Below are 20,004 nucleotides of genomic sequence, written 5' to 3' on the forward strand. Positions count from 1 at the left end.
GTGAGTAGGATGTGTGCTAAACCAAAAAAAACGCCTGACCAAGAGCAATATGATCAATTAGAAAAAAAATATGAAACGAAGCGACCAGTTTTGAAAAATTGTCTTCGGGCATTTTGGGTTGGAGGATTATTCTGCTTAGTAGGACAAGCGATTTCATATTTTTATATCTATTTCTTTAATTTCACAGAGCAAACAGCAAGTAATCCTACTGTAGCTACTATGATATTTATTGCGATGCTTTTAACTGGGTTTGGTGTTTATGACAGACTTGGTCAATTCGCAGGAGCAGGTAGTGCTGTGCCAGTAACCGGATTTGGAAATGCGGTTATTTCAGCAGCAATTGAACATCGCACCGAAGGGTTTGTCCTCGGTGTTGGATCGAATATGTTTAAACTCGCAGGTTCGGTTCTCCTGTTTGGAGTATTCTCAGCTTTTGTGGTTGCGTTAATCAAGACTATTCTAATTTATATGGGGGTAATTTAATGCTAAAGGGGAAGCAATCATGGGTTTTTAGTCAACGCCCAGCTATTATTGCTACCGGTGTGACTGGAGGGCCGTTTGAGGCAAATGGTAACTTAGCTGATGACTTTGATCTTCTCCATGAAGATTTATGGATGGGAGAAGATTCATATGAAAAAGCACATCGTGTGCTAATGGAAGGTGCTAGTCGAACGGCATTAAGAAAAGCAGAAATGGAAAAAAAAGATGTGCAATTCTTTCTAGGTGGTGACTTAATTAATCAGATCACCCCGACTAGTCTCAGCGCAAGATCATTGGAAATACCTTACTTCGGTTTGTTTGGTGCATGTTCCACATCAATGGAGGGATTAGCGCTTGGTTCATTTATGATTAATTATGGTGGAGCAAATGCAGTTATAACAGGAGCAGCGAGTCATAATGCTGCTGTTGAAAAGCAATTTCGCTACCCTACAGAGTATGGAGGGCAAAAGCCACCAACTGCTCAATGGACAGTAACAGGTGCTGGTGCAGCACTTCTCGTTCAAAATAATGGAGGAAATGATCCGGTTACGACAGCTGCAACAATCGGTAAAGTTGTTGACATGGGGGTCACTGATCCATTTAATATGGGTGGGGCAATGGCTCCTGCAGCAGCAGATACCATTTATAATCATTTTCAAGACATGCAAATAGAACCCTCTTATTATGACTTAATTGTTACTGGTGATTTAGGAAAAATTGGTCGTGTAACTGCATTGGAATTATTAAAGAATAAGGGGCTTATTATTTCAGATGAACAGTTCAAAGATTGTGGCATACTCATTTATAAAGAAGATCAGCCCGTGCAATCAGGCGGAAGCGGTGCAGGTTGTTCTGCATCCGTTTTATATGGTCACCTCTTAAATAGAATGAAAAGAGGAGAACTAAAAAAGATTTTAATGGTCGCTACAGGAGCCTTATTATCGCCACTTACAGTACAACAAAATGAATCAATTCCATGTATTGCACATGCTGTGGCGATTGAAATGCCATAAAGTTAGGAGGATAAATATATGCTGCCAATGTTTTTTTGGGCTTTTGTTGTTGGAGGCTTATTTTGTGTGATTGGCCAAATTTGTTTTGATGTATTTAAACTGACACCAGGTCATACTTTAAGTGCGCTTGTCGTGTTAGGAGCGATATTGGATGGGGTAGGACTTTACGAGCCATTATTGGATTTTGCTGGTGCTGGTGCATCTGTACCCATAACGAGTTTCGGTAACTCACTTGTGCACGGAGCTTTACAAGAAGCAGAGCAACATGGATTAATTGGCGTTCTAACAGGGATGTTTGAAGTTACGAGCTCAGGTATTTCATCCGCCATCTTGTTTGCTTTTATTGGCGCCCTTATTTTCAAACCAAAAGGATAAGCCTGATTTCAATGAATTAAGGGCCAAGCGGGTACATGCCCAAACATTCTCACCTAACCATACATAATGTATAAGGACAAATACATTAGTGAGGTGATCTATATGGGCTTTGGAGGCTATGGCGGCAATTGTGGTTGTGGCGGTTATGGCGGCGGCTACGGTTACGGCGGTGGCGGCTATGCTGGAGGTACTTTCGTTTTAATCGTTGTCCTCTTCATTTTATTAGTCATTGTCGGTGCTAGTTTCTGCTAATTGTCTTATATTCTTGGGGAGATGCGTAATAATAGCATCTCTTCTTTTTTATAAACTCTCTGAAAGATATTTTTATCACGTTTTTAATTGGGCGACATAAGATAAATGGAGTTCAAGAAGGAGCGTGAGGTAGCGGATGGATAATCATTTTTTTAAGAATATCGAGAAAAAAACAGGCGTGAATATGAAGGATGTATTTGAATTAGCGGGCTCGTTACAAAATGCGAATTTTAAAGATGAAGACACGGTTCGTGGCGTCATTCGCAGAGTGTCGCAAATCGCCAACAAACCAGTATCTCAAGAAATGGAAGACAAAATTGTCGATTCTATTGTAAAAGAAGGTAAGTCTTTAGACTTTAATACAATAAACAAAATGATTAATAAAAAATAATGAGAGTCTAACAAGAATTTTTTATCGAACGATTGATAGCCTGCGTGAGTTGATACACACGCAGGTTTGTTTTTTATTTACTATATATTGTATTTTTGATATGGGGAAGAAAGCGTGATGGATAGGCTTTTTTTCCTTTTCTATGTTGCAAAAGTGATAAATGTAACTGTTCCTTGGCTCTAGTCATTGCTACATATAATAGTCTTCGTTCTTCTTCTAAACTCTGCTCTGTTCCTGTGCGATATTCTTCAAGGGCATAATCGTGGGGAAGGCTGCCATCGACTACACTTAAGATATAGACAAAGGGATACTCTAATCCTTTGGCTTTATGAATAGTACTAAAGGTTACAGCGTTCTCAATCGTTTTACTTATTTGCTTCATTTCTTTGATTTTTGCACGCATATGATCCGCATACTCAATAAACTCAAGTAATGTAGTAAACTTTTTAGCAATTAATTTTAGTTCTTTTAAATCCTCGGAACCTTTATCCATTTTGTTCCCTTCATTACCACGCTTCTTAATAAAATCTTGTATTTGTAGCTCTTTTTCGATTTTTTCAAGTGCTAATAAAGGTGATAGTTGTTTAATTGCTTTAATCGTAGTTACCGTTTTCTTTGCTTTGCTTTGTTGAAACGCATATTTGCTCTGTACCATAGATAAACATTCAAGTAAGCTGCAATCATGTAAGATACTATTCGCTTTCATATCTTGTAAGTGTGATTGTGTTAAAAAAAGAGCCGGTAAGATATCCTTAAGAGCCTGAGCATCTTCCTCATTAATCGCAAGTCTTAAGAAACTAAGCAGTGTCCGGATAATAAAGCGATCATAAAATGATTCGGCATCTTGCTCTATCTTAAATGGAATATTAGACCTGGTAAATCGCTCAAATAGTGCACGACTTGTTGAATGGGTTCGATAAAGGATAGCAAAATCATTAGGTTGGTGTCCTTGTCTTATTCTCTCTTGAATATCTGTCAAAATCATTAAGGCTTCTTCTTCTTCATCGTAAGGGTAGAAGAGTGTAGGATATGCCTCGTTTTTAAATTGTGCGACCATGTTTTTTGCTTTTCTTCTTTTGTTTTTTTTGATAACTTGACTTGCAAATGCCGTGATTTCGTGACTAGAGCGATAATTTTGTTGTAATGTAATTTGAAAACTGTCATCAAACATCTGTTCAAACTCGGTTAAATAAGATGGGTCACTACCTCTAAAAGCATATATAGATTGATCATCATCACCTACTGCACAAATATGCTCACTTTCAGGTACTAACATTCTAAGTAATTCAAATTGAACTTTATTTACATCTTGGAATTCATCAATTAAGATATATTTAAATCGTTTTTGATACTGTGCTAAGATCTGCGGATTTTTTTTAAATAGCTCATAACAGCTACTGAGCATATCATCAAAATCAAAAGTATTCAATCGCTGTTTCTCTTCTTCATAGGCTTGATACATTTGTTGTACCTTTTCCTCCCATGAATCAGTCGCCCTTACATCAGTAGGGGATTGCAACGAGTTTTTCCAAAAGCTAATTAACTGTAAGGCCATATCAAAAGGGAAATCCTTTTCATCAATATGTAGGGCCCTTGCTGATTGTTTGATCATTTGTTCCTTCTGCCAGTTCTTTAAAAGGTAACGGTGGTCCCATTTTTGATTATTGTGATCATGAAAAGAAAGAATACGATAGAAAATGCTATGGAAAGTTCCGCAAACCATTTGATTAATATGCTTTGCTGTAACGTATGGATAGGTTTTTATCCGTTGTTTCATTTCGTTAGCTGCCTTAGCTGTAAATGTAACGAGTAGAACAGAACGGGGATCAACATGATATTCATGGAATAAATAAGCCGTTTTCCCTGTTAATACGCGTGTTTTTCCACTTCCCGCTCCTGCGAGAACAAGTAACGGACCATGACAATACGTAACAGCTCTTTTCTGATCATGATCAAAAGAAATACCGTGCTCTTCAAGTGAACGAAGATACCCCTCAGTAGGACTAGCTAGTGAACCTGTATTTTCTGCAAAGGGTGGAATGTTTTCAATACGTACAGGGGTTTTAAAAGGCTTTTCCACTTCTTCGAGAATTGATCGACCTTGAGGTAAACGAAAGCCATTGACTTCTTTTTCTTCCGTTTTTTCTGTTGCTTTCGGAATGACTTCGTCTACATATTCGCACTCTTTTTCATTGCTATGATAAAATTTTGGTTCATCCTGAATACCTAAATAAAATAAAACGTTTTCACCACAATGGGTACAATAAAGGTTCCCACGTTTTCCTTCTTCATGTATAAATGGATAGTCTGATCGTTTCAGTGTATGTAATTGAATTCGTTCTTGCATTAATCGTGCACTTTTCATCATTTAGCCTCATAACTTAAAAAATTTACTGCATAAAATTAATCATAACAAAGATTTTAGCGCTAAAAAAGAATAAATATGTTTGTTATTAATTGAAAAGGGTTAGTAGTAATGGAAAGGGGGCAGTGTAATGATTTATCCAATCTCAACCGTTCAAACAGCATACCAACAATATGTGGAGCGAATGTTTATGAATCGAAATCGCTCAATGACTTATAGAAATATTGAAAGGGTGGATCCGTCCCTTGGACAAACAGAAACCAATTATTTATATAAGGACAATAGAAAAAACCATTTATCCTCTTCTATAAAAGATAGAGAAATAAATGGTAAACAAGGAATAAAAGGCAAATACATTGATTATTACGCATAATATTTCAGTAGGTTTGAATATGTAACCCGTCTTCTTTTTCCCAGTCAGCATATAGAATTTCCTTCACATTCGTATACCCTTTCTTTTTTAATTTTTCATCTAGAAATTTGACATCCCAACCGAGAATGTTTAGGTTTTCATGAACAATCTCACCATCTAAAATGATATTAATTGGCACCTTAATCTTCGGATATTTTAATTGCAAGTCCTCAATGGTTGGCGTTGTATATTCAGGCTTTTTCAAGGCGGTAATCGTACCATTTGTCTCTAAGAAGGCAAATTCGCATTGTCTTATAGAGAATATATCTTTTGCCCTCAGTAATTCTTGCAGCTGGTTGAGGTCCAAATGATTCTTTTTCAATTGCCCATATTCAATTTTTCCTTTACGAATCACAATAGAAGGACCGCCTTCTAATAATTTTCTTGTCCTTCTGAATTTCTGTGTGATATTTTCTGTAGTAAGAATTAAAATGGTCCAAAGAAGAACAGAGAAGAGCATTTGACTTATCCCTGTATTCTCATCATAAAGTGCATTTCCTACTAGTTCTCCTAAAACGATGGCAGAAATAAAGTCAAAAGGAGTGATTTGGGATATTTGCGACTTTCCAAGAATCTTGGTCATGATGAAAAGGGCAATAAATCCAACAAAGAGAACGAAAGTAATATGTATATATTCATGCATGGGAAACACACCTCTTAAACAAATTTACTGTGACCTTGTTATTGTGTGCTCTTCCCCATTTTTTATGATTAAAACGACGATCGATTTTTAATAAATTTAAGCTTTTACTTTGTTAATGAAGACAAAAAAAGAGATGCGGAATGCACCTCTTTTTTACATTTAAATTTGTTTCTTCATTGTTCGGTGAGGTATTCCTGCATCAAGGAATTCTTCAGAGATGACTTCGTACCCAATTCGTTCATAAAAGGGAATCGCATGTGTTTGTGCGTGAAGTTTTAAAGCCGGTACACCTTTTTCTTTAGCAAAAGATTCAATGGCATGCATTATTTCTTTGCCGGCTCCTGTTTTTCTTGCATTTTCTTTTACACAAATGCGTTCTACTTTCCCATAGCCATCTACAATTCTAAAACGCCCAGCACCACTAGGTTCATCATCTTTATAAAGGACAAAGTGTGTAGCTTCGTCTTCAAATTGATCGATTTCTTCTTCTAATGGAACATTTTGTTCGTCTACAAATACTTCTTTTCTTACTTGATAAGCTTCTTGCAGCTCTTGCTCGTTTTCTACTATTTTAACGTTCATGTTGTTCATTAACCCTTTCCGAGGCGGAATGTTTCATGTACACTCCAAGATCCGTTTTCTAATTGATATAATAAGTGGAATCGATCAACCGTTTCTTCGTGTTCTACATCAAGCATTTTCAATGAACCATAAACATCCGAATGTTCATCATCGGAAAGTTTTTGTCCAATTGTAATATGAGGGACAAAAGCATATTCTGATTTTTCTCCAACTGTTTGTTCATTGATTTTTTCATGTAGTCGTTCGAGTTCATCTGTTGGGTTAATCTTTAAGTAAATAACGTTATTAACAGGTTGAAATGAACTCACCTTTTTAACGTTCATGTGAAAAGGTTGTTGAACTTTTGCAATTGCATTCAAAGCATCAGTTGTTTGTTTTACTTCTTCTTCTGTAGCTTCAAATGATTTTAATGTTACATGTGGAGGAATCAATGCGTAGTGAGGGTCATATCTTTTCCGATAAGAGTTTGCCAAGTCTTGAATTTTTTTTGACGGAAAAATAACGATTCCATATTTCATAGTTCTACCTCCAAAATAAAATATTTTAAAGAACTTGTCTTATTTTACTATTATAACAAATTTTCAAAAATCATCATATACTAACGAATGGAAATAGAAGAAAAAGACAGTTTGACTAAGAAGTAGCCAAACTGCTGTTTCATTAAAGCATTTGCTTTAGAGCACGTTTTAAATCTGGTTGCCAATATGTCCATGTATGATCGCCATCAAATTCATCATAAAAATAAGGGAAGCCTTTATCCTTTATTAATTGTGAAAGTTCACGATTGGGTGTAAGGAAATCTTGTTCTTTACCGTCAGTTGTTTTGACTGTTGTCTCTCCCGTACCAATGACATGATATATATTTAACAGATGCGTATCTTTGAAGGATTTGACTTCTTCCATTACTTTTTCATTCGCTAATGGCGATTGTAAAATGACTGTCCCAAAAGTATTAGGGTATTGTAGAGCAGTTAAAAGAGATACAGTCGCTCCTAAAGAGTCGCCGATCAATGCTCGTCCCATTCCCATTTGGTACGTTGGATATTTTTCGTCAAGGTAAGGTACAAGCTCATGAGCCAAGAATCTGATATAAGCAGCATTTTGTTCACCATCTGGATGATATTTACGACGGCGGTCTTGTACATTTTTATAAGGAATACCAATGATAATTGTATTTTCCATTTCTTTTGCATCAAGCAACTCATCCGCTGTTCTGCCGATTCGTCCTAATTGAAAATAGTCTTTGCCATCTTGAGCAATTAAAATATTATATTTATATAGCGGTGAATAATTGCCCGGTAAGTATACAAGTATTTCTAAATCTTCCCCTAGTACCTCACTTTTAAAAGTAAAGTCCGTGATTGTCCCTTTTGCTGTATTCATAAAGTAGAACTCCTTTGTTAAAATAATAATCCTATATGGGGTTATATTATCACACAGTGTATGAAACTTCATATAGTAAGTCTTCATTTCCTTAATAAAGAAAGATTCACTCAATTAAGTATGTAAGTTTATTTTCCACTTCTATTATATGTAAAGAGCTCTATAATTATAAAACTTCATGAAATTGAGCAAATACCAGTGAAATCAATTGACAGAAATACGCGTAAATAGTATATTTATAAATGTCTTAAATATATACATAAACGATTCCGTAGCTCAGCTGGGAGAGCGCTACCTTGACAGGGTAGAGGTCGCTGGTTCGAACCCAGTCGGAATCATACTCGCGCTAGAAAACGTTGATATAACAGTGATTCTAGCGCTTTTCTTTTGCGTTGACATATGCGTAGACTTGCTCTCAGGGTAGCGGTCTACTTTACCCGGTATTCGCACGTTTCCATAAGGAGGCGTGCTTTTTTGCGTAAATCTATTCGTAAGGGAGTAATAAGGAAATCAGTCGAGTCATTAGACGATCTATTTCAAACGTTTTTATCAATTAAGCGTGCGGAAGGTCGTGCTGAGACAACAATGCAGCAATATCGCGATAATTTTAGCTTTTTTATGGAGTTCTTAGAAATTCACGATATTGAGCCGGTTATATATGAAATCAATCGTACGGTTATCAGAGAGTACGTTACATATATGCGCGAGGATTGGGTTAGGTTTGACGGACATAGATTTAAATCGGAGAAAGAAAAGACGGTGGGTTTAAAGCCTTCAACTATTAATACACGGTTAAAGACATTGCGGGTTTTATTCAAGTGCTTATACGAAGAGGAATTAATTGAGACAAATCCGGCTCAAGGAGTAAGTGGTGTGAGAGAGCCGCAGGAACGTATAGAAATACTGACTACGGATGAACTAAAAAGATTACTTAGGGTTTTGGACAAGCGTTCTTATTCAGAGTTTCGTGATTACGTTTTAATAAACCTATTAATTGACGGTATGGCTCGTATTTCAGAAACTATAAATTTGAAAATAGAAGATTTCGACTTCAATGGTTACGGCAGGCACAGTCAGCAGATTCGTGCTTTTACTTTTGGAGCTAATTAACGTGGGATTAGAAATGGCGCGGGCTTAAGCGTGATTCCGGTCGACGAGGCGGGCGTGAGCGAGTTTATTTTTCCCTTGCGTCCCTCGGCGGCACTGCGCTTTGGAGCTACTGGAAAAATAACGACGTGACGAAGAAAGCGCGCGAAAAATAGGAGTAAATAAAGCGCCTAGATTTTCTCGCCCTGGGCGCTTTTATGTTATTGGAAAAAATTGAGTTGGACTAATTTTGCTAATGTCTATAATGCTTAAAACCATACTTTAAAGTAATAACACAAGAGATATTCTAAACATTCTATCTTTTATTAATTAATAATTAAAAGATTACTATTAATAGATAATTATTATATTTATATACAAATATGGTATATTATGATAAAATTTCTATGATATTGGTATTTTGTGAAATATTATCAAATATTTTAATTGAGGGTAGGTAAGAGGAATGTTGAGCAGAAAGAAATTTATGATTATACCCGCTGTAATTGTTGCATTAAATATTTCAGCTTTTAGTAATATTAGTGCAGAGGAACTAACTACTGAGGATATTCTTACTACGGAATATACAAACAAAGTAGATGGTAGTACTACGAAAAAAGAATTGATTAAAGTTCTAAATGATATTGAAGAAAACCCAAAAGTTGACGAGATTTCTGATAATAGTAAGATAGAATTAGTTGAGGATGTATTTTCGAATGTAGATGAGGATACAGTCAGCGAATACCAACAAGACAAGCTTGATGAAGTTAGCGATATTTTAAATCATGAAGTTAATATAGGAGAAGAGTATTATAAAGAAGAGTTCGTTTTAAGTGATGGATCTTCTGTTGAACTTTCATCAGTGGACATTAGCGAAGATGAGGATGAGCCTTCATTAATTCAACCACGATCTGTTTCGTTCGGCCCTTATAGGAATGAAACAAAAAAATACGGTGATCGTCGATATACTGCTACCGTAAAATTGAAATCTGTTGGGGTTACAGTCGCGACATTAAATCTTGGTAATCATTATTCAGTAGGAACTTACGGCTTAAAAATGCGTTATTGCTCTATTGGCGGTACAAATGGCACAGTAGTTTCTGCCGTTGATGCATCATGTAATGTGACTGATAGTAAGGCGGAAAAAGTTGGGTATGATATGAACGCAACAGGTACTTATAAAATAACTGGATATCTTAACAACGGTTATGTAGATTTACATAGTACTATTAAACTTCATAGCTGGAATAAAACTAAAAAAAGTGTTTATGTTCATCAAAAATATAAATATGTAGATTAATTTAAGGAGGACTTATAGAATGGAAGTCGATACTTCTCCGTTGTATTTAATAGGAGCAATTATAGAGCTTATTTTAAAGGTCGGAGCAATTCCTGCCATAATTTATGCACTATACTTATTACGTAAAATAGCAAACAAAAAATAACAATTGACCAAATCACATAATATAAATATCTAAAAGCAGAAATGAGTTTAACTACATTTCTGCTTTTTAATAAGATGTTTAATACCACATTCGCTAGACCGTGGCCTGCTCATACTGACGAGTTTCGTAAAGTTTATATAAATAATTCTTACCTGGTAGCGCTTATATCGGTATAATAAGGAAAAAATGAACGTGTGACATACCGGTGATTTGCCGTTGGTAGATTACGTTTGACATAGCGCAGATTTGGTGTCGAACAGTTCCGAATACCTTGACAGGGTAGAGGTCGCTGGTTCGAACCCAGTCGGAATCATACTGAAAGTCTTGATTCGTCAAGGCTTTTTTTATGTCTAAATTTTGATGAGTCATACCAATTTGTTGTTAAAATAGAGGAATTAAAATATATTCTTCAGTATTAAATAAAACGCAAACAAGTTCAATAGAAACAAAGAATGAGCAATGAGAAAAGACGCTATAGACCCTTAGAGGAAGAAATGAAATGAGGTAAATCAGCCAGGTTAAATTGCGAGAGTAAAGCAAGTCTTACTGCGAAGAAAATCGAAAAGTGAGTGGGGTGTAACTTAGTAAAAAAAGCACCTCATTTCGAGGCGCCTATAAATTATGATTCTGTTCCTTTACTCATGTGCAAAGGAGGCGGGATTAACCAACCTTTTTCCTTATTTAACTTTAACATTTTGGCACCAAACTGAGCTTTATTCATATGGAACTGACCATACATCATTGCGACATCTTCTCTGATGGATTGACCGATTGCCTGACTACATGCAACTAATCCAGCTACAGTATCAGCAGAGATTGCAGCACTGATCTCTGGGTCAGTGGATCTTGCACCAACAGGAATATCATTTAAATCTGCATTAGGGCGGGCAGGTGGTGCAGGTGGTAACCCGATTCCATTACTTTTTAAAAGCTCTTCTAATTGTTGGTTCTCAGCACGTAACCCTTTAATTGCTTCTTCTATTAGTTTTTTTAAGTCATCATCACCAGCATGATTCATAAGTGTTTCATAACCAGATATCATTCCGTTATTTGTAGAAAGGTTGGTGAATAATCCATAAACTTCACCATAATGTAAAGGTTCATCTTTTGGATTTCCGCTTAAAATTCCCATAATTGCACTCCCTATCTTATTAAGTTTCATGATTTTCTCCTTATGTAAGGATTGGCCACGATAGATAGTTTGTGTTTGCAATATATAAATTATTCATGAGTAAAAAAATAGTTAACGCCCTGTTTTTTAAACGAGGCGTTTTTTTAAGCTCTGCTTAATTAGATATAAGAATATAAGTAACAAAGCTCACAATATAAATGATAAAAAATAAGAAAGCGGTTTTGGCGGTTTTAGATTGGAGGTATCCTTTTAAATTACTTTTAAAAATACCTGAAATGAAAATTATAAGCGAAATAACGAAAGCTACAATAGCAATTATAAAGGTGATCTGTTCCATAAATAATCTTCTCCTTTCAAAATAGGTGTCAATAAAAGCTTAGATTGTGGAGGAATTCCACACAATCGAAAGACATTACAAAATATGTATTAGTGTGACAATTTCGTCATATTAAGAAAAAATGGGTAAATAAATTATGATATTTACACAGCAGGCAGTAGATTAATCCAAAAGGGTAAAATTTGAAGTTAAAGAAACCTATCTTGCCTAGCTCACCAGTACCTTCTTTGCAGAATTCCCCGGTTCAGGGAATTAAGTGTGGTGAAATGAAGGTTAAGTAGTAGGGGTTATGTTAGAGGAAAGACCATGTACTAACTTGATGATGATCATAGGGGGTAAAGAATGTTTTGAGACAAATTATTCTGATGTTTTGGAAGTTGGACGTACGAACTAAGCTAAAAAAACATAAAGAGACAAATATTGAAGGTCGATAGGTCTATTGTCTAATCTAAATAGACATAAAAAAAGAAGCCTCTGTAAACAAGGCTTCTTGGTATTTAGAGTAGGGGGGAAGCGTCTGTATTCATAGTTTAATTAAGGTACTTTTTGAAGTACCAGTAGGATAAAAGTTAACGTCATAGATACAGCCCGAACATTTTAATGTCCGGGCTTTTAGATTTATTGATCTCGATTTTCTCTATCTTCTTCTTTTATATCAGATAAATCATTTTCCTCAGCGAATTCTGTAGAGTAACTCACTTGTCTTCCATCAATAACACGATTATCGACGTCTCTGTCTTCTTCTTCTGTCATTGGTGCAAAGAGAAGAGATAGGCAAATGAGGCCGCTAATTCCGACTAATGTATAGACAATTCGAGAGAGGATGGCATCTTGGCCTCCGAAAATCGTTGCAACTAAATCAAATTGGAATAATCCAATAAGTCCCCAGTTAATCGCGCCAATAATAACAAGCGCTAAAGCGATGCGTTGTAATGTTTTCATTGTATGATCTCCTTATTCTCATTTTTATTACATCTATATTTTTTGATAACAGGATTTTTTTATACACGAAGACATTTGTGTCTATTTGATATTTTTTACTAATTATGGTATTATTAGAATAATCAAAAAATAATGATAGCAATTATTCTTTTTTAGGATATCCTAATAAAGAGGTGATAAAAGAATGTGGTGGTTTCTTATCTTGATTCTTTCGCTTCTAGGATTTGGCCTCGTGATTGACTGGATAGCGAAGAAGAAAGGCTTAACAAAATTTGATCCGGAAGAGAATGAAAAAAATGTCCCAGATTCACAACGTATTTATACGGAGAATTATTTACAACAAATACGAAATCAAGACGATCAAGGTTTTCATTAAAATAATTAGAGGGTGTCCAAGAGGGCAGCCTCTTTTTTTATTAGGATTAGTAAAAATATTTTCAAATCCTTGGGGGTGTCAAAGGTAAAATAGCATAGTTGAAAGTTAATAAGTATTGGGAGAGTCAAAATAAATACAGAAGTGCATCTTACTTAGAAATACTGTATTTATTAAAGGAATAGGCAACTTTGGAAAATAGTGAGGTAATATCAACAGTAGAGAGCACTCGATTATAAAAAGAAGTTAAGAATAATCATGAATAAGCTTTTTGGTGAGTCTTCTAGCTTTATGAGGACTCACCTATTGTATTTTAATTTGATTGCTCATCCATAACTGTACTTAACTTTCCTTTGACCTCAGAAATTAAGCTGATTTGAATAATATTAAAAATAATAGATACCGCCAGACTGCCAATAAAGAAACCGAGTAAGGTTTTTAACTTTCCATTGATTATTTTCATCATCTTATTTGCCACTCCTTCCGTTATTATTAGGTATTTTTAGCTTTTATTTGTAAATTATGTATGTCGAGAAAGCCATGAATAATGAATAAAAAACGATCGCTTGAAACATATTGAGAATGAGGCTAATTGTGAAGGAGGTAAAGTTATGAGTAAGGAGGAATATCTAACAGCATTACATATAGATAGTAAACAACTTCAACAATTGCTATCTGAATATTGGAAGTCATATTCTGACTATACGCATTGGCAATTTTGGATGGTACTCTTTCTCTTTATCGCTCCTTTAGTGTTCGTCTACTTTTTTATTGATCGAAAGCGGATATTTGAGGTGTTTTTCTACGGATATACAGTGAATATGTTATGGACCTTTATCGATACAATGTTATTGCGAAAAGGTTTGTTTATTCATAATTATTTTCTTATTCCTTCATTACCAAGTGCAACGAATATGACGACCTCTTTACTTCCGGTTGTTTTTTTATTTGTTTATCAATATTGTACAAATAGACAAAGAAATTTTTACTTATATACGATTATTGTAAGTGCTATTATTGCATTTGGTTTTGCAACGATTGAAGAGAAGGTAGGCTTCGTAAGTTTTTATGGTAGTATGAATCAGTTCTATATATTTTTGATTGACATAGGGATATGTTTTACTTCCTATTGGTTCACCATATTTTTTCTAAGGTTAAAAGAAAATGCATTTGCCAATAATTGAAAAAGAAATGTTCTAATGCAGTTGGAGTGCTAATTAAGGCTCCCCTCTAGGTAATTGATAATAGAAAGGTCTTTATCGTCATGTCTATGACGATAAAGACCTTTTTCACATTTATATAGCTCTCACTTTCATTTGCATATAAACAAGGGATGATAAAAAGTGTGCATGAGAAGTGGAAAGCGGTAAAGAAGCCGAACGAGAAGGATATAATGATTCATTTTAATTTTTTCCATTTATTATTTGTGTACATACAAACACATTAAAAATAGCGAGGGAGTGAACGATAAATCGATTCACTTCCGCGCTTTAAAAACCGTTGGAGACCTTCTCTTTGCCTCCCTAGGGCATTTCTTTTTACTAAATGGCTATTTTTGATTACGGAGCTGTTGTTCACCTAAAGCAACCAGTCGTTTAGTCATTTCCCCTCCGACTGATCCGTTAGCGCGTGCAGTGGTTTCTGCGCCAAGTTGTACACCAAATTCTTGAGCGATTTCTTCTTTCATTTGATTTAATACTTGACCTGATTCGGGAACGACTAATTTATTTCTGCTCATTGAACAAATCACTCCTTCGTCATTTTGAGCAAATGTAACATTGCTCTTTTATAAGGTTTCCTAATGTAAGGGCTATCATTCATATGGGTAAAAACTAACAGGTAAAAAGATGAGTAAATTTTCTAAAAAATATAAAATTGAGCATTGACTTATGAGAATTTTGCGATAAAATAAGAATAACTTAATAGATGTCATATAATCTAACATCTATTAGTTAAGTTATATGACGTAAGAAATGGGGGAGAAAAGATATGGATGAAATATTTTATCTGAACAGTGTGTGGACAATGATTGCTGCAATTTTAGTTATTTTTATGATTGGTGGATTTATATTACTTGAAGCAGGTTCTACACGAATGAAAAATGCAGGTCATATTACCGGGAAAACTATTTTTACAGTGGGATTAACCTTCCTTGTTTTCTGGGCTGTAGGCTATGGATTTATATTTGGAGGAAATGCGAATTTCTTTGTTGGCATGACGGACTTCTTCTATTCAGGCGCTGAAAGTGGAGAATCAGGTTTATCTGATACGGTTTTCTTTGTATTCCAAAGTGCCTTTGCTGCTATTGCTGTTTGTATCGCCTTAGGTGGTTTTGCTGAAAGAGCAAAGTTCCCAGTCTACGTTGTTTTTACTATTTTATTCTCTGCTGTTATTTACCCGGTTGTTGCACATTGGATATGGGGCGGAGGCTGGTTAGCGGGGCATGAGAAGCAAGATTTCGCAGGCTCAACAGTTGTCCATTTAACAGGTGCAATGGCGGCCTTAGCTGCAACTATTTTATTAAAGCCTCGTATCGGGAAGTTCAATAAAGATGGTTCTAGTAACAATATTGCGGGACATAACCAAGTCTATACTTCATTAGCTGTACTTATTCTTTGGGTAGGCTGGTTTGGATTCAATGCAGGTAGTACGACATCAGTTGATGGTGCATTTTTCGGATTTGTTGCACTAAACACGAATTTAGCTGCGGCGATGGGTGCGGTTGCAGCGTTAGCTATCTCTTGGATCGTTCTTGGTAAATCTGATATTGTTACAACATTAAATGGTGCACTTGCAGGTTTAGTTGCCATTACGGCATCTTGTGCTTTCGTTGAACCCTGGGCCGCTGTTGTTATAGGTTTAGTTGCCGGACTTTTAGTATTCTTTAGTGTAAAGTTCTTTGATAAAATGAAAATTGATGATCCAATCTTCGCATTATCTGTTCATGGTGCAGCTGGAGTATGGGGTACTTTATCTACAGGATTCTTTGCAACACCAGAATTAGCGGAACAGGTAACTGGTCAAGCAGGATTATTCTATGGTGGCGGATTTGGCCAATTAGGCGTTCAAGCGTTAGGAGTTGTAACATCTGGACTTTTTGCCTTTGTTGCTTCATTTGTCATTCTCTTTGTAATGAAGAAAGTAATGAATGGTCTCCGTGTTAGTGAAGAAGAAGAAGTGATGGGCTTAGACATGAGTGAACATGGTAACTATGGTTATCCAGAAGAGTTTATGTCAAGTGAGAAACAAACGAAATTAACATCATAAGGTCAAGCCTCCTATAGTGGGAGGCTTTTACCCTCTGTAAGGAAGTGTTGTTTTTGCCGACGGATGATTTTGAGACATATGAAGCGATTAGAGATTGGCGGGATTATGAATTAACTGTGAAAAAGTTTAATCAAGTGCAATTAAACAATTTTCATGATGAAGTAATGAGAGCTACGTTTCATTATGCAGTGAGAAGATTAGGGGAAAAACCACCGAGCGGGTTTGCTTGGTTTATAACAGGTAGCGGTGGAAGAGAAGAGCAAGGTTATATAAGTGATCAAGATCATGGCATCATATATGAAGAAAAAGGAACCACTTTACAAAGATATTTTCATCAGTTAGGCAAAGAATTAGCCCATGGGCTCAACATTGTTGGTTACCCTTACTGTGACGGGAATATTATGAGTAGTAATCCTCTTTGGTGTAAGTCACAACCTGAGTGGTTTGAGCAACTACAGTCATGGCTAGATGAAAAATCTTGGGCAACAATGAGGCATCTGCAAATATTCTTTGATGCGAGAGTGTTAGTGGGAGAAAGCGAATATATTAATCATTTAAAGAAAAGTGTACATGAGGCAGTCCAAAAAAATCCTCATAGCTTAAAGAGATTATTGGATAATATACAGCATATAAAAACCTCTATTGGACCGTTGGGGCAAATATTAACGGAAAATCATGGATCACATAAAGGGGAAATCAATATAAAGTACGCAGCATTCTTACCTTTCGTTAATGGCATTCGATTACTTTCTATAAAGGAGGGAATAGTTGAAAGCTCGACTTTGTCACGGTTAGAAAGATTAATGTGTAAAGAGCCATATAAACACGTATTATTACCGTATCATCATGATTTCCAACAGCTACTAAAATTACGGCATTCACTACTTACCCATATGTCAACCTATGAAGATGGCCATTATTTAAATGTGAGAAACATGAATAGGGAAGAAAAAAGTAAGATAAAGGTGATTTTGAAAAATGGCAGAAGACTCCATCAATATGTAGAAGATGTAATTGAGCAGGAAGTGAAATAATGGCTTTTGAACCTTTTTTTCAATTTGTCCGAAAGTTAAATCAAACGAGGTTCGGTGGGCTCCAGACGCAAGACTCTAAATCAATGGCTTTCATGAGACAGCTTCAAAAAGATTTAAATCAAGATCGAATGATACAAACGTCATTAAATCAAATGAGTGCTGTAGTTGTCGATATAGAAACAACGGGGTTTAGTCCAGATAATGGTGATCAGATACTATCTATTGGAGCTGTCAAAATTCTAAATGGAAGAATTGATCATGACAATTACTTTTACTCTTTAATACAATATGAAAAAGATTTAGCTTCATCAATAAAGCATTTAACGGGATTGAAGGAAGAGGAGTTAAAAAATGCGCCACCATTAGCAGATGTATTAATGGATTTTTTAAAATATACGGAGAGCTTACCTTTCATTGCTCATCATTCAAACCATGAAAAGCGCTTCTTTCAGCATGCGTTTTGGCAGCTTTATCGAACATCATTTAAACATCGTGTATTCGATACCTCCTTTTTATATCGTATCATTGATACAGTGGATCACTCTGTTAGGCTAGAGACATTATGTGAAAAAAATCAGATTGAAGTCAAACATCGTCATCATGCTTTAGGCGATGCCATGTTAACAGCCAAACTTTGGGTATGTTATGTTGAAAAAGTGAAAGAAAAGGGCTGTTTTACAATGCAAGATGTTTATGAAAAGTTAGCTCGGATACCTTAATTGAGGCCACAGATGATTGAACTGTGGTTTTTTTTATGAAAAGAATTTCAAGTAGTGACATTTGTCATGTGAAGGGAGTGACATCACACACTAAACGGACAAGTAAACCATCTCATATAATTTTAATGAGGAGTTGGTGTTTATGGAAACCATTATTGCTACGAAACATTTGACTAAAAGGTATAAGGATCTATCGGCAGTTAACGATGTGTCTTTTGAAGTTGAAAAAGGGGAGTTATTAGCTGTACTAGGGAAGAACGGGGCTGGAAAATCAACAACCTTGCTGATGTTATTAGGGTTAGTTAAACCAACCTCAGGAAATATACTGATCTTAAATAAACAACCCCATGAGCGAGCGGTGAAAGAAAGAATTGGTGTGATGCTCCAAGAGGTTAGTGTCATTGATGCATTGTCTGTGAAAGAAGTATTACTCATGTTTAGTAGTTATTATGAAAACCCTTTACGTTTAGAAGAAGTGTTGGAAATTACAGGTATCCCTATAGAGATGCTTAAGAAAAAGGCATATAAACTCTCGGGTGGTCAAAAAAGAAGGTTGAATTTTGCATTAGCCATTATAAGTAATCCGCAAATTATTTTTTTAGATGAGCCCACTGTTGGTATGGATAGTACGGTTAGGAGGAAATTTTGGCAAGCGATACAATATTTAAATGATGAAGGTAAAACGGTTATTTTTACCACTCATTATTTACAAGAAGCTGATGATGTTGCCAAAAGAATTATGTTATTTAATCAAGGGAAGGTGATTGCTGATGGAACACCTTTACAATTAAAAAGTCACTTATCTGATGGGGCTATCTCGTTTAAATCAGATCAGGTTGATATCAGCTTGCTACAAACATTTTCTCATGTCATAAGCGCGAAAATAACTGATCAACGGATTGTGTTAACAACCTCTTCCACTGATGCGCTTTTGGGGGAGTTATTTGAAAAAAAGGTTGTTATGCGAGACATTCATTTACACCGGGCAAGACTTGAAGATGCGTTTGAATTATTAACAGTAGAAAGGGGAATCAGTGAATGAGAGGATGGTTGATGCAGACAAAAGTAGAGATATTACGGATATTTAGAAATCCTTATTTTGTTTTTTGGTCATTATTTATGCCTATCGTTTTTTATTTTGTTTTTACAAATATATTCAATACTGGAATGGGTGACAGTTGGAACAGTCGGTTCTTAATGTCCGTTACTTGTTTTAGTGTGATGGGGACGAGTATTTTGACGTTGGGCATTCGATTAGTAGAAGAAAAGGCTCATGGTTGGTCCAATTTAATGAGAACAACCCCGCTGAGTTCAAGTGTTTATTTCTCAGCAAAAATGGTTGGGCAAACGATGATTCACATTTGTTCTGTAGCCATTATTTTTGTTGTTGGTGCGGTAATAAATGGAGTTAATTTGAGCGTTTGGCAATGGCTGACAAGTGCGTTATGGATATTAATTGGCGCTTTACCTTTTCTCGCTATTGGAACAATTATTGGTGCAATGAACAAGGTGGAGACAGCTGCTGGAATCAGTAATTTCTTTTATATGGTTTTAGCTTTCATGGGGGGGTTATTTATGCCAATTGAAGTGTTGCCATCTATTTTTAAGTCCATTGCTAAAGCAATTCCCTCTTATCATTATGGAGCGGGCGTATGGGAGATTACAGAAGGTGGCACCCCTTCTTTGCTGAATATTGCAGTATTAGCAGGATATTTCCTTCTATTTGTAGTATTAAGTATTTATATTAGAAGAAAGCAAGAAGTGGTGGTGTAA

The 20,004-nt window shown here is 35.7% G+C and carries 25 protein-coding genes, 1 tRNA gene and 1 pseudogene; 18 read left to right on the forward strand and 9 right to left on the reverse strand.

All coding sequences use genetic code 11. The features are described 5' to 3' along the window. Positions 1–9: 9 nt before the first annotated feature. The 5 genes from spoVAC (at position 10) to LG276_RS08820 (ending at position 2,511) form a co-directional block, all read left to right on the forward strand. Positions 10–483, forward strand: coding sequence for a stage V sporulation protein AC (spoVAC, locus tag LG276_RS08800; protein WP_191814953.1), 474 nt, complete (start codon positions 10–12; stop codon positions 481–483). Beyond that, positions 483–1,493, forward strand: a complete 1,011-nt coding sequence (spoVAD, locus tag LG276_RS08805; protein ID WP_404294095.1) for a stage V sporulation protein AD — start codon at positions 483–485, stop codon at positions 1,491–1,493. Before spoVAC ends, spoVAD begins: the two co-directional genes overlap by 1 nt. A gap of 18 nt (positions 1,494–1,511) precedes the next feature. Beyond that, on the forward strand, positions 1,512–1,868 hold the full coding sequence (spoVAE, locus tag LG276_RS08810) for a stage V sporulation protein AE (RefSeq protein ID WP_095369774.1): 357 nt from the start codon (positions 1,512–1,514) through the stop codon (positions 1,866–1,868). A 102-nt stretch (positions 1,869–1,970) separates the two neighbouring features. After that, positions 1,971–2,120 carry a YjcZ family sporulation protein gene (locus tag LG276_RS08815; RefSeq protein ID WP_404294097.1) on the forward strand — a complete coding sequence of 50 codons (150 nt, stop codon included), beginning with the start codon at positions 1,971–1,973 and terminating at the stop codon, positions 2,118–2,120. 136 nt (positions 2,121–2,256) lie between these two features. Next, positions 2,257–2,511, forward strand: a complete 255-nt coding sequence (locus tag LG276_RS08820) for a stage VI sporulation protein F (RefSeq protein ID WP_095369772.1) — start codon at positions 2,257–2,259, stop codon at positions 2,509–2,511. A 73-nt stretch (positions 2,512–2,584) separates the two neighbouring features. On the opposite strand, the gene LG276_RS08825 is transcribed toward LG276_RS08820, so the two are convergent. Then, complete coding sequence (locus tag LG276_RS08825; RefSeq protein WP_404294100.1) at positions 2,585–4,876, reverse strand: ATP-dependent helicase; 2,292 nt, start codon at positions 4,874–4,876, stop codon at positions 2,585–2,587. 130 nt (positions 4,877–5,006) lie between these two features. On the opposite strand from LG276_RS08825, the gene LG276_RS08830 reads away from it, so the two are divergent. Next, a complete protein-coding gene (locus tag LG276_RS08830) occupies positions 5,007–5,249 on the forward strand; it encodes a hypothetical protein (protein WP_404294102.1) in 243 nt (80 codons plus the stop codon). Positions 5,250–5,253: 4 nt separating this feature from the next. Here LG276_RS08830 and LG276_RS08835 read toward each other — a convergent pair whose 3' ends face one another. The 4 genes from LG276_RS08835 to LG276_RS08850 all read right to left on the reverse strand — a co-directional run bounded on the left by LG276_RS08835 (position 5,254) and on the right by LG276_RS08850 (position 7,896). Further along, positions 5,254–5,931 carry a DUF421 domain-containing protein gene (locus LG276_RS08835; protein WP_404294105.1) on the reverse strand — a complete coding sequence of 226 codons (678 nt, stop codon included), beginning with the start codon at positions 5,929–5,931 and terminating at the stop codon, positions 5,254–5,256. Positions 5,932–6,090: 159 nt separating this feature from the next. After that, positions 6,091–6,513 (reverse strand): GNAT family N-acetyltransferase, encoded by a 423-nt coding sequence (locus tag LG276_RS08840; protein ID WP_251161365.1) that lies wholly within the window; start codon positions 6,511–6,513, stop codon positions 6,091–6,093. An 8-nt stretch (positions 6,514–6,521) separates the two neighbouring features. Beyond that, positions 6,522–7,031, reverse strand: a complete 510-nt coding sequence (locus LG276_RS08845) for a YjcG family protein (protein WP_095369768.1) — start codon at positions 7,029–7,031, stop codon at positions 6,522–6,524. Positions 7,032–7,173: 142 nt separating this feature from the next. After that, positions 7,174–7,896 carry an esterase family protein gene (locus LG276_RS08850; protein ID WP_224937771.1) on the reverse strand — a complete coding sequence of 241 codons (723 nt, stop codon included), beginning with the start codon at positions 7,894–7,896 and terminating at the stop codon, positions 7,174–7,176. Between the two features lie 265 nt (positions 7,897–8,161). Between LG276_RS08850 and LG276_RS08855 the strand changes: the two genes are divergently transcribed. The 5 genes and pseudogenes from LG276_RS08855 (at position 8,162) to LG276_RS08875 (ending at position 10,427) form a co-directional block, all read left to right on the forward strand. Beyond that, a tRNA-Val gene (locus LG276_RS08855) sits at positions 8,162–8,234 on the forward strand. A gap of 136 nt (positions 8,235–8,370) precedes the next feature. Next, on the forward strand, positions 8,371–9,006 hold the full coding sequence (locus tag LG276_RS08860) for a tyrosine-type recombinase/integrase (RefSeq protein ID WP_404294108.1): 636 nt from the start codon (positions 8,371–8,373) through the stop codon (positions 9,004–9,006). A 104-nt stretch (positions 9,007–9,110) separates the two neighbouring features. Next, a pseudogene (locus LG276_RS08865) lies at positions 9,111–9,158 on the forward strand (phage holin); the annotation flags it as partial. A gap of 293 nt (positions 9,159–9,451) precedes the next feature. Continuing rightward, complete coding sequence (locus LG276_RS08870) at positions 9,452–10,282, forward strand: hypothetical protein (RefSeq protein WP_251161367.1); 831 nt, start codon at positions 9,452–9,454, stop codon at positions 10,280–10,282. Positions 10,283–10,301: 19 nt separating this feature from the next. Continuing rightward, on the forward strand, positions 10,302–10,427 hold the full coding sequence (locus LG276_RS08875) for a hypothetical protein (RefSeq protein ID WP_285840851.1): 126 nt from the start codon (positions 10,302–10,304) through the stop codon (positions 10,425–10,427). A 619-nt stretch (positions 10,428–11,046) separates the two neighbouring features. Here LG276_RS08875 and LG276_RS08880 read toward each other — a convergent pair. Further along, positions 11,047–11,559, reverse strand: coding sequence for a DUF3231 family protein (locus tag LG276_RS08880; protein ID WP_281202709.1), 513 nt, complete (start codon positions 11,557–11,559; stop codon positions 11,047–11,049). Between the two features lie 955 nt (positions 11,560–12,514). Further along, positions 12,515–12,838 (reverse strand): DUF378 domain-containing protein, encoded by a 324-nt coding sequence (locus LG276_RS08885; protein ID WP_095369765.1) that lies wholly within the window; start codon positions 12,836–12,838, stop codon positions 12,515–12,517. Positions 12,839–13,022: 184 nt separating this feature from the next. Here LG276_RS08885 and LG276_RS08890 point away from each other — a divergent pair, with 184 nt between their 5' ends. Next, a complete protein-coding gene (locus LG276_RS08890; protein WP_281202695.1) occupies positions 13,023–13,214 on the forward strand; it encodes a hypothetical protein in 192 nt (63 codons plus the stop codon). 310 nt (positions 13,215–13,524) lie between these two features. Here LG276_RS08890 and LG276_RS08895 read toward each other — a convergent pair whose 3' ends face one another. Next, positions 13,525–13,677: a hypothetical protein gene (locus LG276_RS08895; RefSeq protein WP_281202696.1), complete on the reverse strand. Its 153-nt coding sequence runs from the start codon at positions 13,675–13,677 to the stop codon at positions 13,525–13,527. Between the two features lie 145 nt (positions 13,678–13,822). Here LG276_RS08895 and LG276_RS08900 point away from each other — a divergent pair, with 145 nt between their 5' ends. Next, entirely contained in the window at positions 13,823–14,395 is a 573-nt protein-coding gene (locus tag LG276_RS08900; RefSeq protein WP_404294112.1) for a hypothetical protein, read from the forward strand. A 365-nt stretch (positions 14,396–14,760) separates the two neighbouring features. On the opposite strand, the gene LG276_RS08905 is transcribed toward LG276_RS08900, so the two are convergent. Continuing rightward, the gene (locus LG276_RS08905; RefSeq protein ID WP_095369762.1) at positions 14,761–14,949 is read right to left on the reverse strand and encodes an alpha/beta-type small acid-soluble spore protein; all 189 of its coding nucleotides are present in this window, start codon (positions 14,947–14,949) and stop codon (positions 14,761–14,763) included. Between the two features lie 251 nt (positions 14,950–15,200). Between LG276_RS08905 and LG276_RS08910 the strand changes: the two genes are divergently transcribed. The 5 genes from LG276_RS08910 (at position 15,201) to LG276_RS08930 (ending at position 20,004) form a co-directional block, all read left to right on the forward strand. Continuing rightward, the gene (locus tag LG276_RS08910) at positions 15,201–16,478 is read left to right on the forward strand and encodes an ammonium transporter (protein WP_251161370.1); all 1,278 of its coding nucleotides are present in this window, start codon (positions 15,201–15,203) and stop codon (positions 16,476–16,478) included. A gap of 53 nt (positions 16,479–16,531) precedes the next feature. Next, positions 16,532–17,512 carry a DUF294 nucleotidyltransferase-like domain-containing protein gene (locus LG276_RS08915; protein WP_404294115.1) on the forward strand — a complete coding sequence of 327 codons (981 nt, stop codon included), beginning with the start codon at positions 16,532–16,534 and terminating at the stop codon, positions 17,510–17,512. Then, positions 17,512–18,231 (forward strand): exonuclease domain-containing protein, encoded by a 720-nt coding sequence (locus tag LG276_RS08920; RefSeq protein WP_224937777.1) that lies wholly within the window; start codon positions 17,512–17,514, stop codon positions 18,229–18,231. The genes LG276_RS08915 and LG276_RS08920 overlap by 1 nt, the downstream gene beginning before the upstream one ends. Before the next feature lie 142 nt (positions 18,232–18,373). Further along, the gene (locus LG276_RS08925; RefSeq protein WP_251161373.1) at positions 18,374–19,273 is read left to right on the forward strand and encodes an ABC transporter ATP-binding protein; all 900 of its coding nucleotides are present in this window, start codon (positions 18,374–18,376) and stop codon (positions 19,271–19,273) included. Then, entirely contained in the window at positions 19,270–20,004 is a 735-nt protein-coding gene (locus LG276_RS08930) for an ABC transporter permease (protein ID WP_224937779.1), read from the forward strand. Before LG276_RS08925 ends, LG276_RS08930 begins: the two co-directional genes overlap by 4 nt.

Origin of the sequence: Cytobacillus kochii, from assembly GCF_044790165.1 — a bacterium.
GTDB lineage: Bacteria > Bacillota > Bacilli > Bacillales > Cytobacillaceae > Cytobacillus > Cytobacillus kochii.

Bases quoted from the DNA above. Each gene is read 5' to 3' on its own strand.
- LG276_RS08885 (WP_095369765.1), bottom strand. From the start codon at position 12,838: ATGAAAACATTACAACGCATCGCTTTAGCGCTTGTTATTATTGGCGCG.
- LG276_RS08835 (WP_404294105.1), bottom strand. From the start codon at position 5,931: ATGCATGAATATATACATATTACTTTCGTTCTCTTTGTTGGATTTATT.
- spoVAE (WP_095369774.1), top strand. From the start codon at position 1,512: ATGCTGCCAATGTTTTTTTGGGCTTTTGTTGTTGGAGGCTTATTTTGT.
- LG276_RS08930 (WP_224937779.1), top strand. From the start codon at position 19,270: ATGAGAGGATGGTTGATGCAGACAAAAGTAGAGATATTACGGATATTT.
- LG276_RS08920 (WP_224937777.1), top strand. From the start codon at position 17,512: ATGGCTTTTGAACCTTTTTTTCAATTTGTCCGAAAGTTAAATCAAACG.
- LG276_RS08900 (WP_404294112.1), top strand. From the start codon at position 13,823: ATGAGTAAGGAGGAATATCTAACAGCATTACATATAGATAGTAAACAA.
- LG276_RS08875 (WP_285840851.1), top strand. From the start codon at position 10,302: ATGGAAGTCGATACTTCTCCGTTGTATTTAATAGGAGCAATTATAGAG.
- LG276_RS08895 (WP_281202696.1), bottom strand. From the start codon at position 13,677: ATGATGAAAATAATCAATGGAAAGTTAAAAACCTTACTCGGTTTCTTT.
- LG276_RS08830 (WP_404294102.1), top strand. From the start codon at position 5,007: ATGATTTATCCAATCTCAACCGTTCAAACAGCATACCAACAATATGTG.
- LG276_RS08815 (WP_404294097.1), top strand. From the start codon at position 1,971: ATGGGCTTTGGAGGCTATGGCGGCAATTGTGGTTGTGGCGGTTATGGC.
- LG276_RS08840 (WP_251161365.1), bottom strand. From the start codon at position 6,513: ATGAACGTTAAAATAGTAGAAAACGAGCAAGAGCTGCAAGAAGCTTAT.
- LG276_RS08890 (WP_281202695.1), top strand. From the start codon at position 13,023: ATGTGGTGGTTTCTTATCTTGATTCTTTCGCTTCTAGGATTTGGCCTC.
- LG276_RS08880 (WP_281202709.1), bottom strand. From the start codon at position 11,559: ATGGGAATTTTAAGCGGAAATCCAAAAGATGAACCTTTACATTATGGT.
- LG276_RS08850 (WP_224937771.1), bottom strand. From the start codon at position 7,896: ATGAATACAGCAAAAGGGACAATCACGGACTTTACTTTTAAAAGTGAG.
- LG276_RS08910 (WP_251161370.1), top strand. From the start codon at position 15,201: ATGGATGAAATATTTTATCTGAACAGTGTGTGGACAATGATTGCTGCA.
- spoVAC (WP_191814953.1), top strand. From the start codon at position 10: ATGTGTGCTAAACCAAAAAAAACGCCTGACCAAGAGCAATATGATCAA.
- LG276_RS08905 (WP_095369762.1), bottom strand. From the start codon at position 14,949: ATGAGCAGAAATAAATTAGTCGTTCCCGAATCAGGTCAAGTATTAAAT.
- LG276_RS08845 (WP_095369768.1), bottom strand. From the start codon at position 7,031: ATGAAATATGGAATCGTTATTTTTCCGTCAAAAAAAATTCAAGACTTG.
- LG276_RS08925 (WP_251161373.1), top strand. From the start codon at position 18,374: ATGGAAACCATTATTGCTACGAAACATTTGACTAAAAGGTATAAGGAT.
- spoVAD (WP_404294095.1), top strand. From the start codon at position 483: ATGCTAAAGGGGAAGCAATCATGGGTTTTTAGTCAACGCCCAGCTATT.
- LG276_RS08820 (WP_095369772.1), top strand. From the start codon at position 2,257: ATGGATAATCATTTTTTTAAGAATATCGAGAAAAAAACAGGCGTGAAT.
- LG276_RS08825 (WP_404294100.1), bottom strand. From the start codon at position 4,876: ATGAAAAGTGCACGATTAATGCAAGAACGAATTCAATTACATACACTG.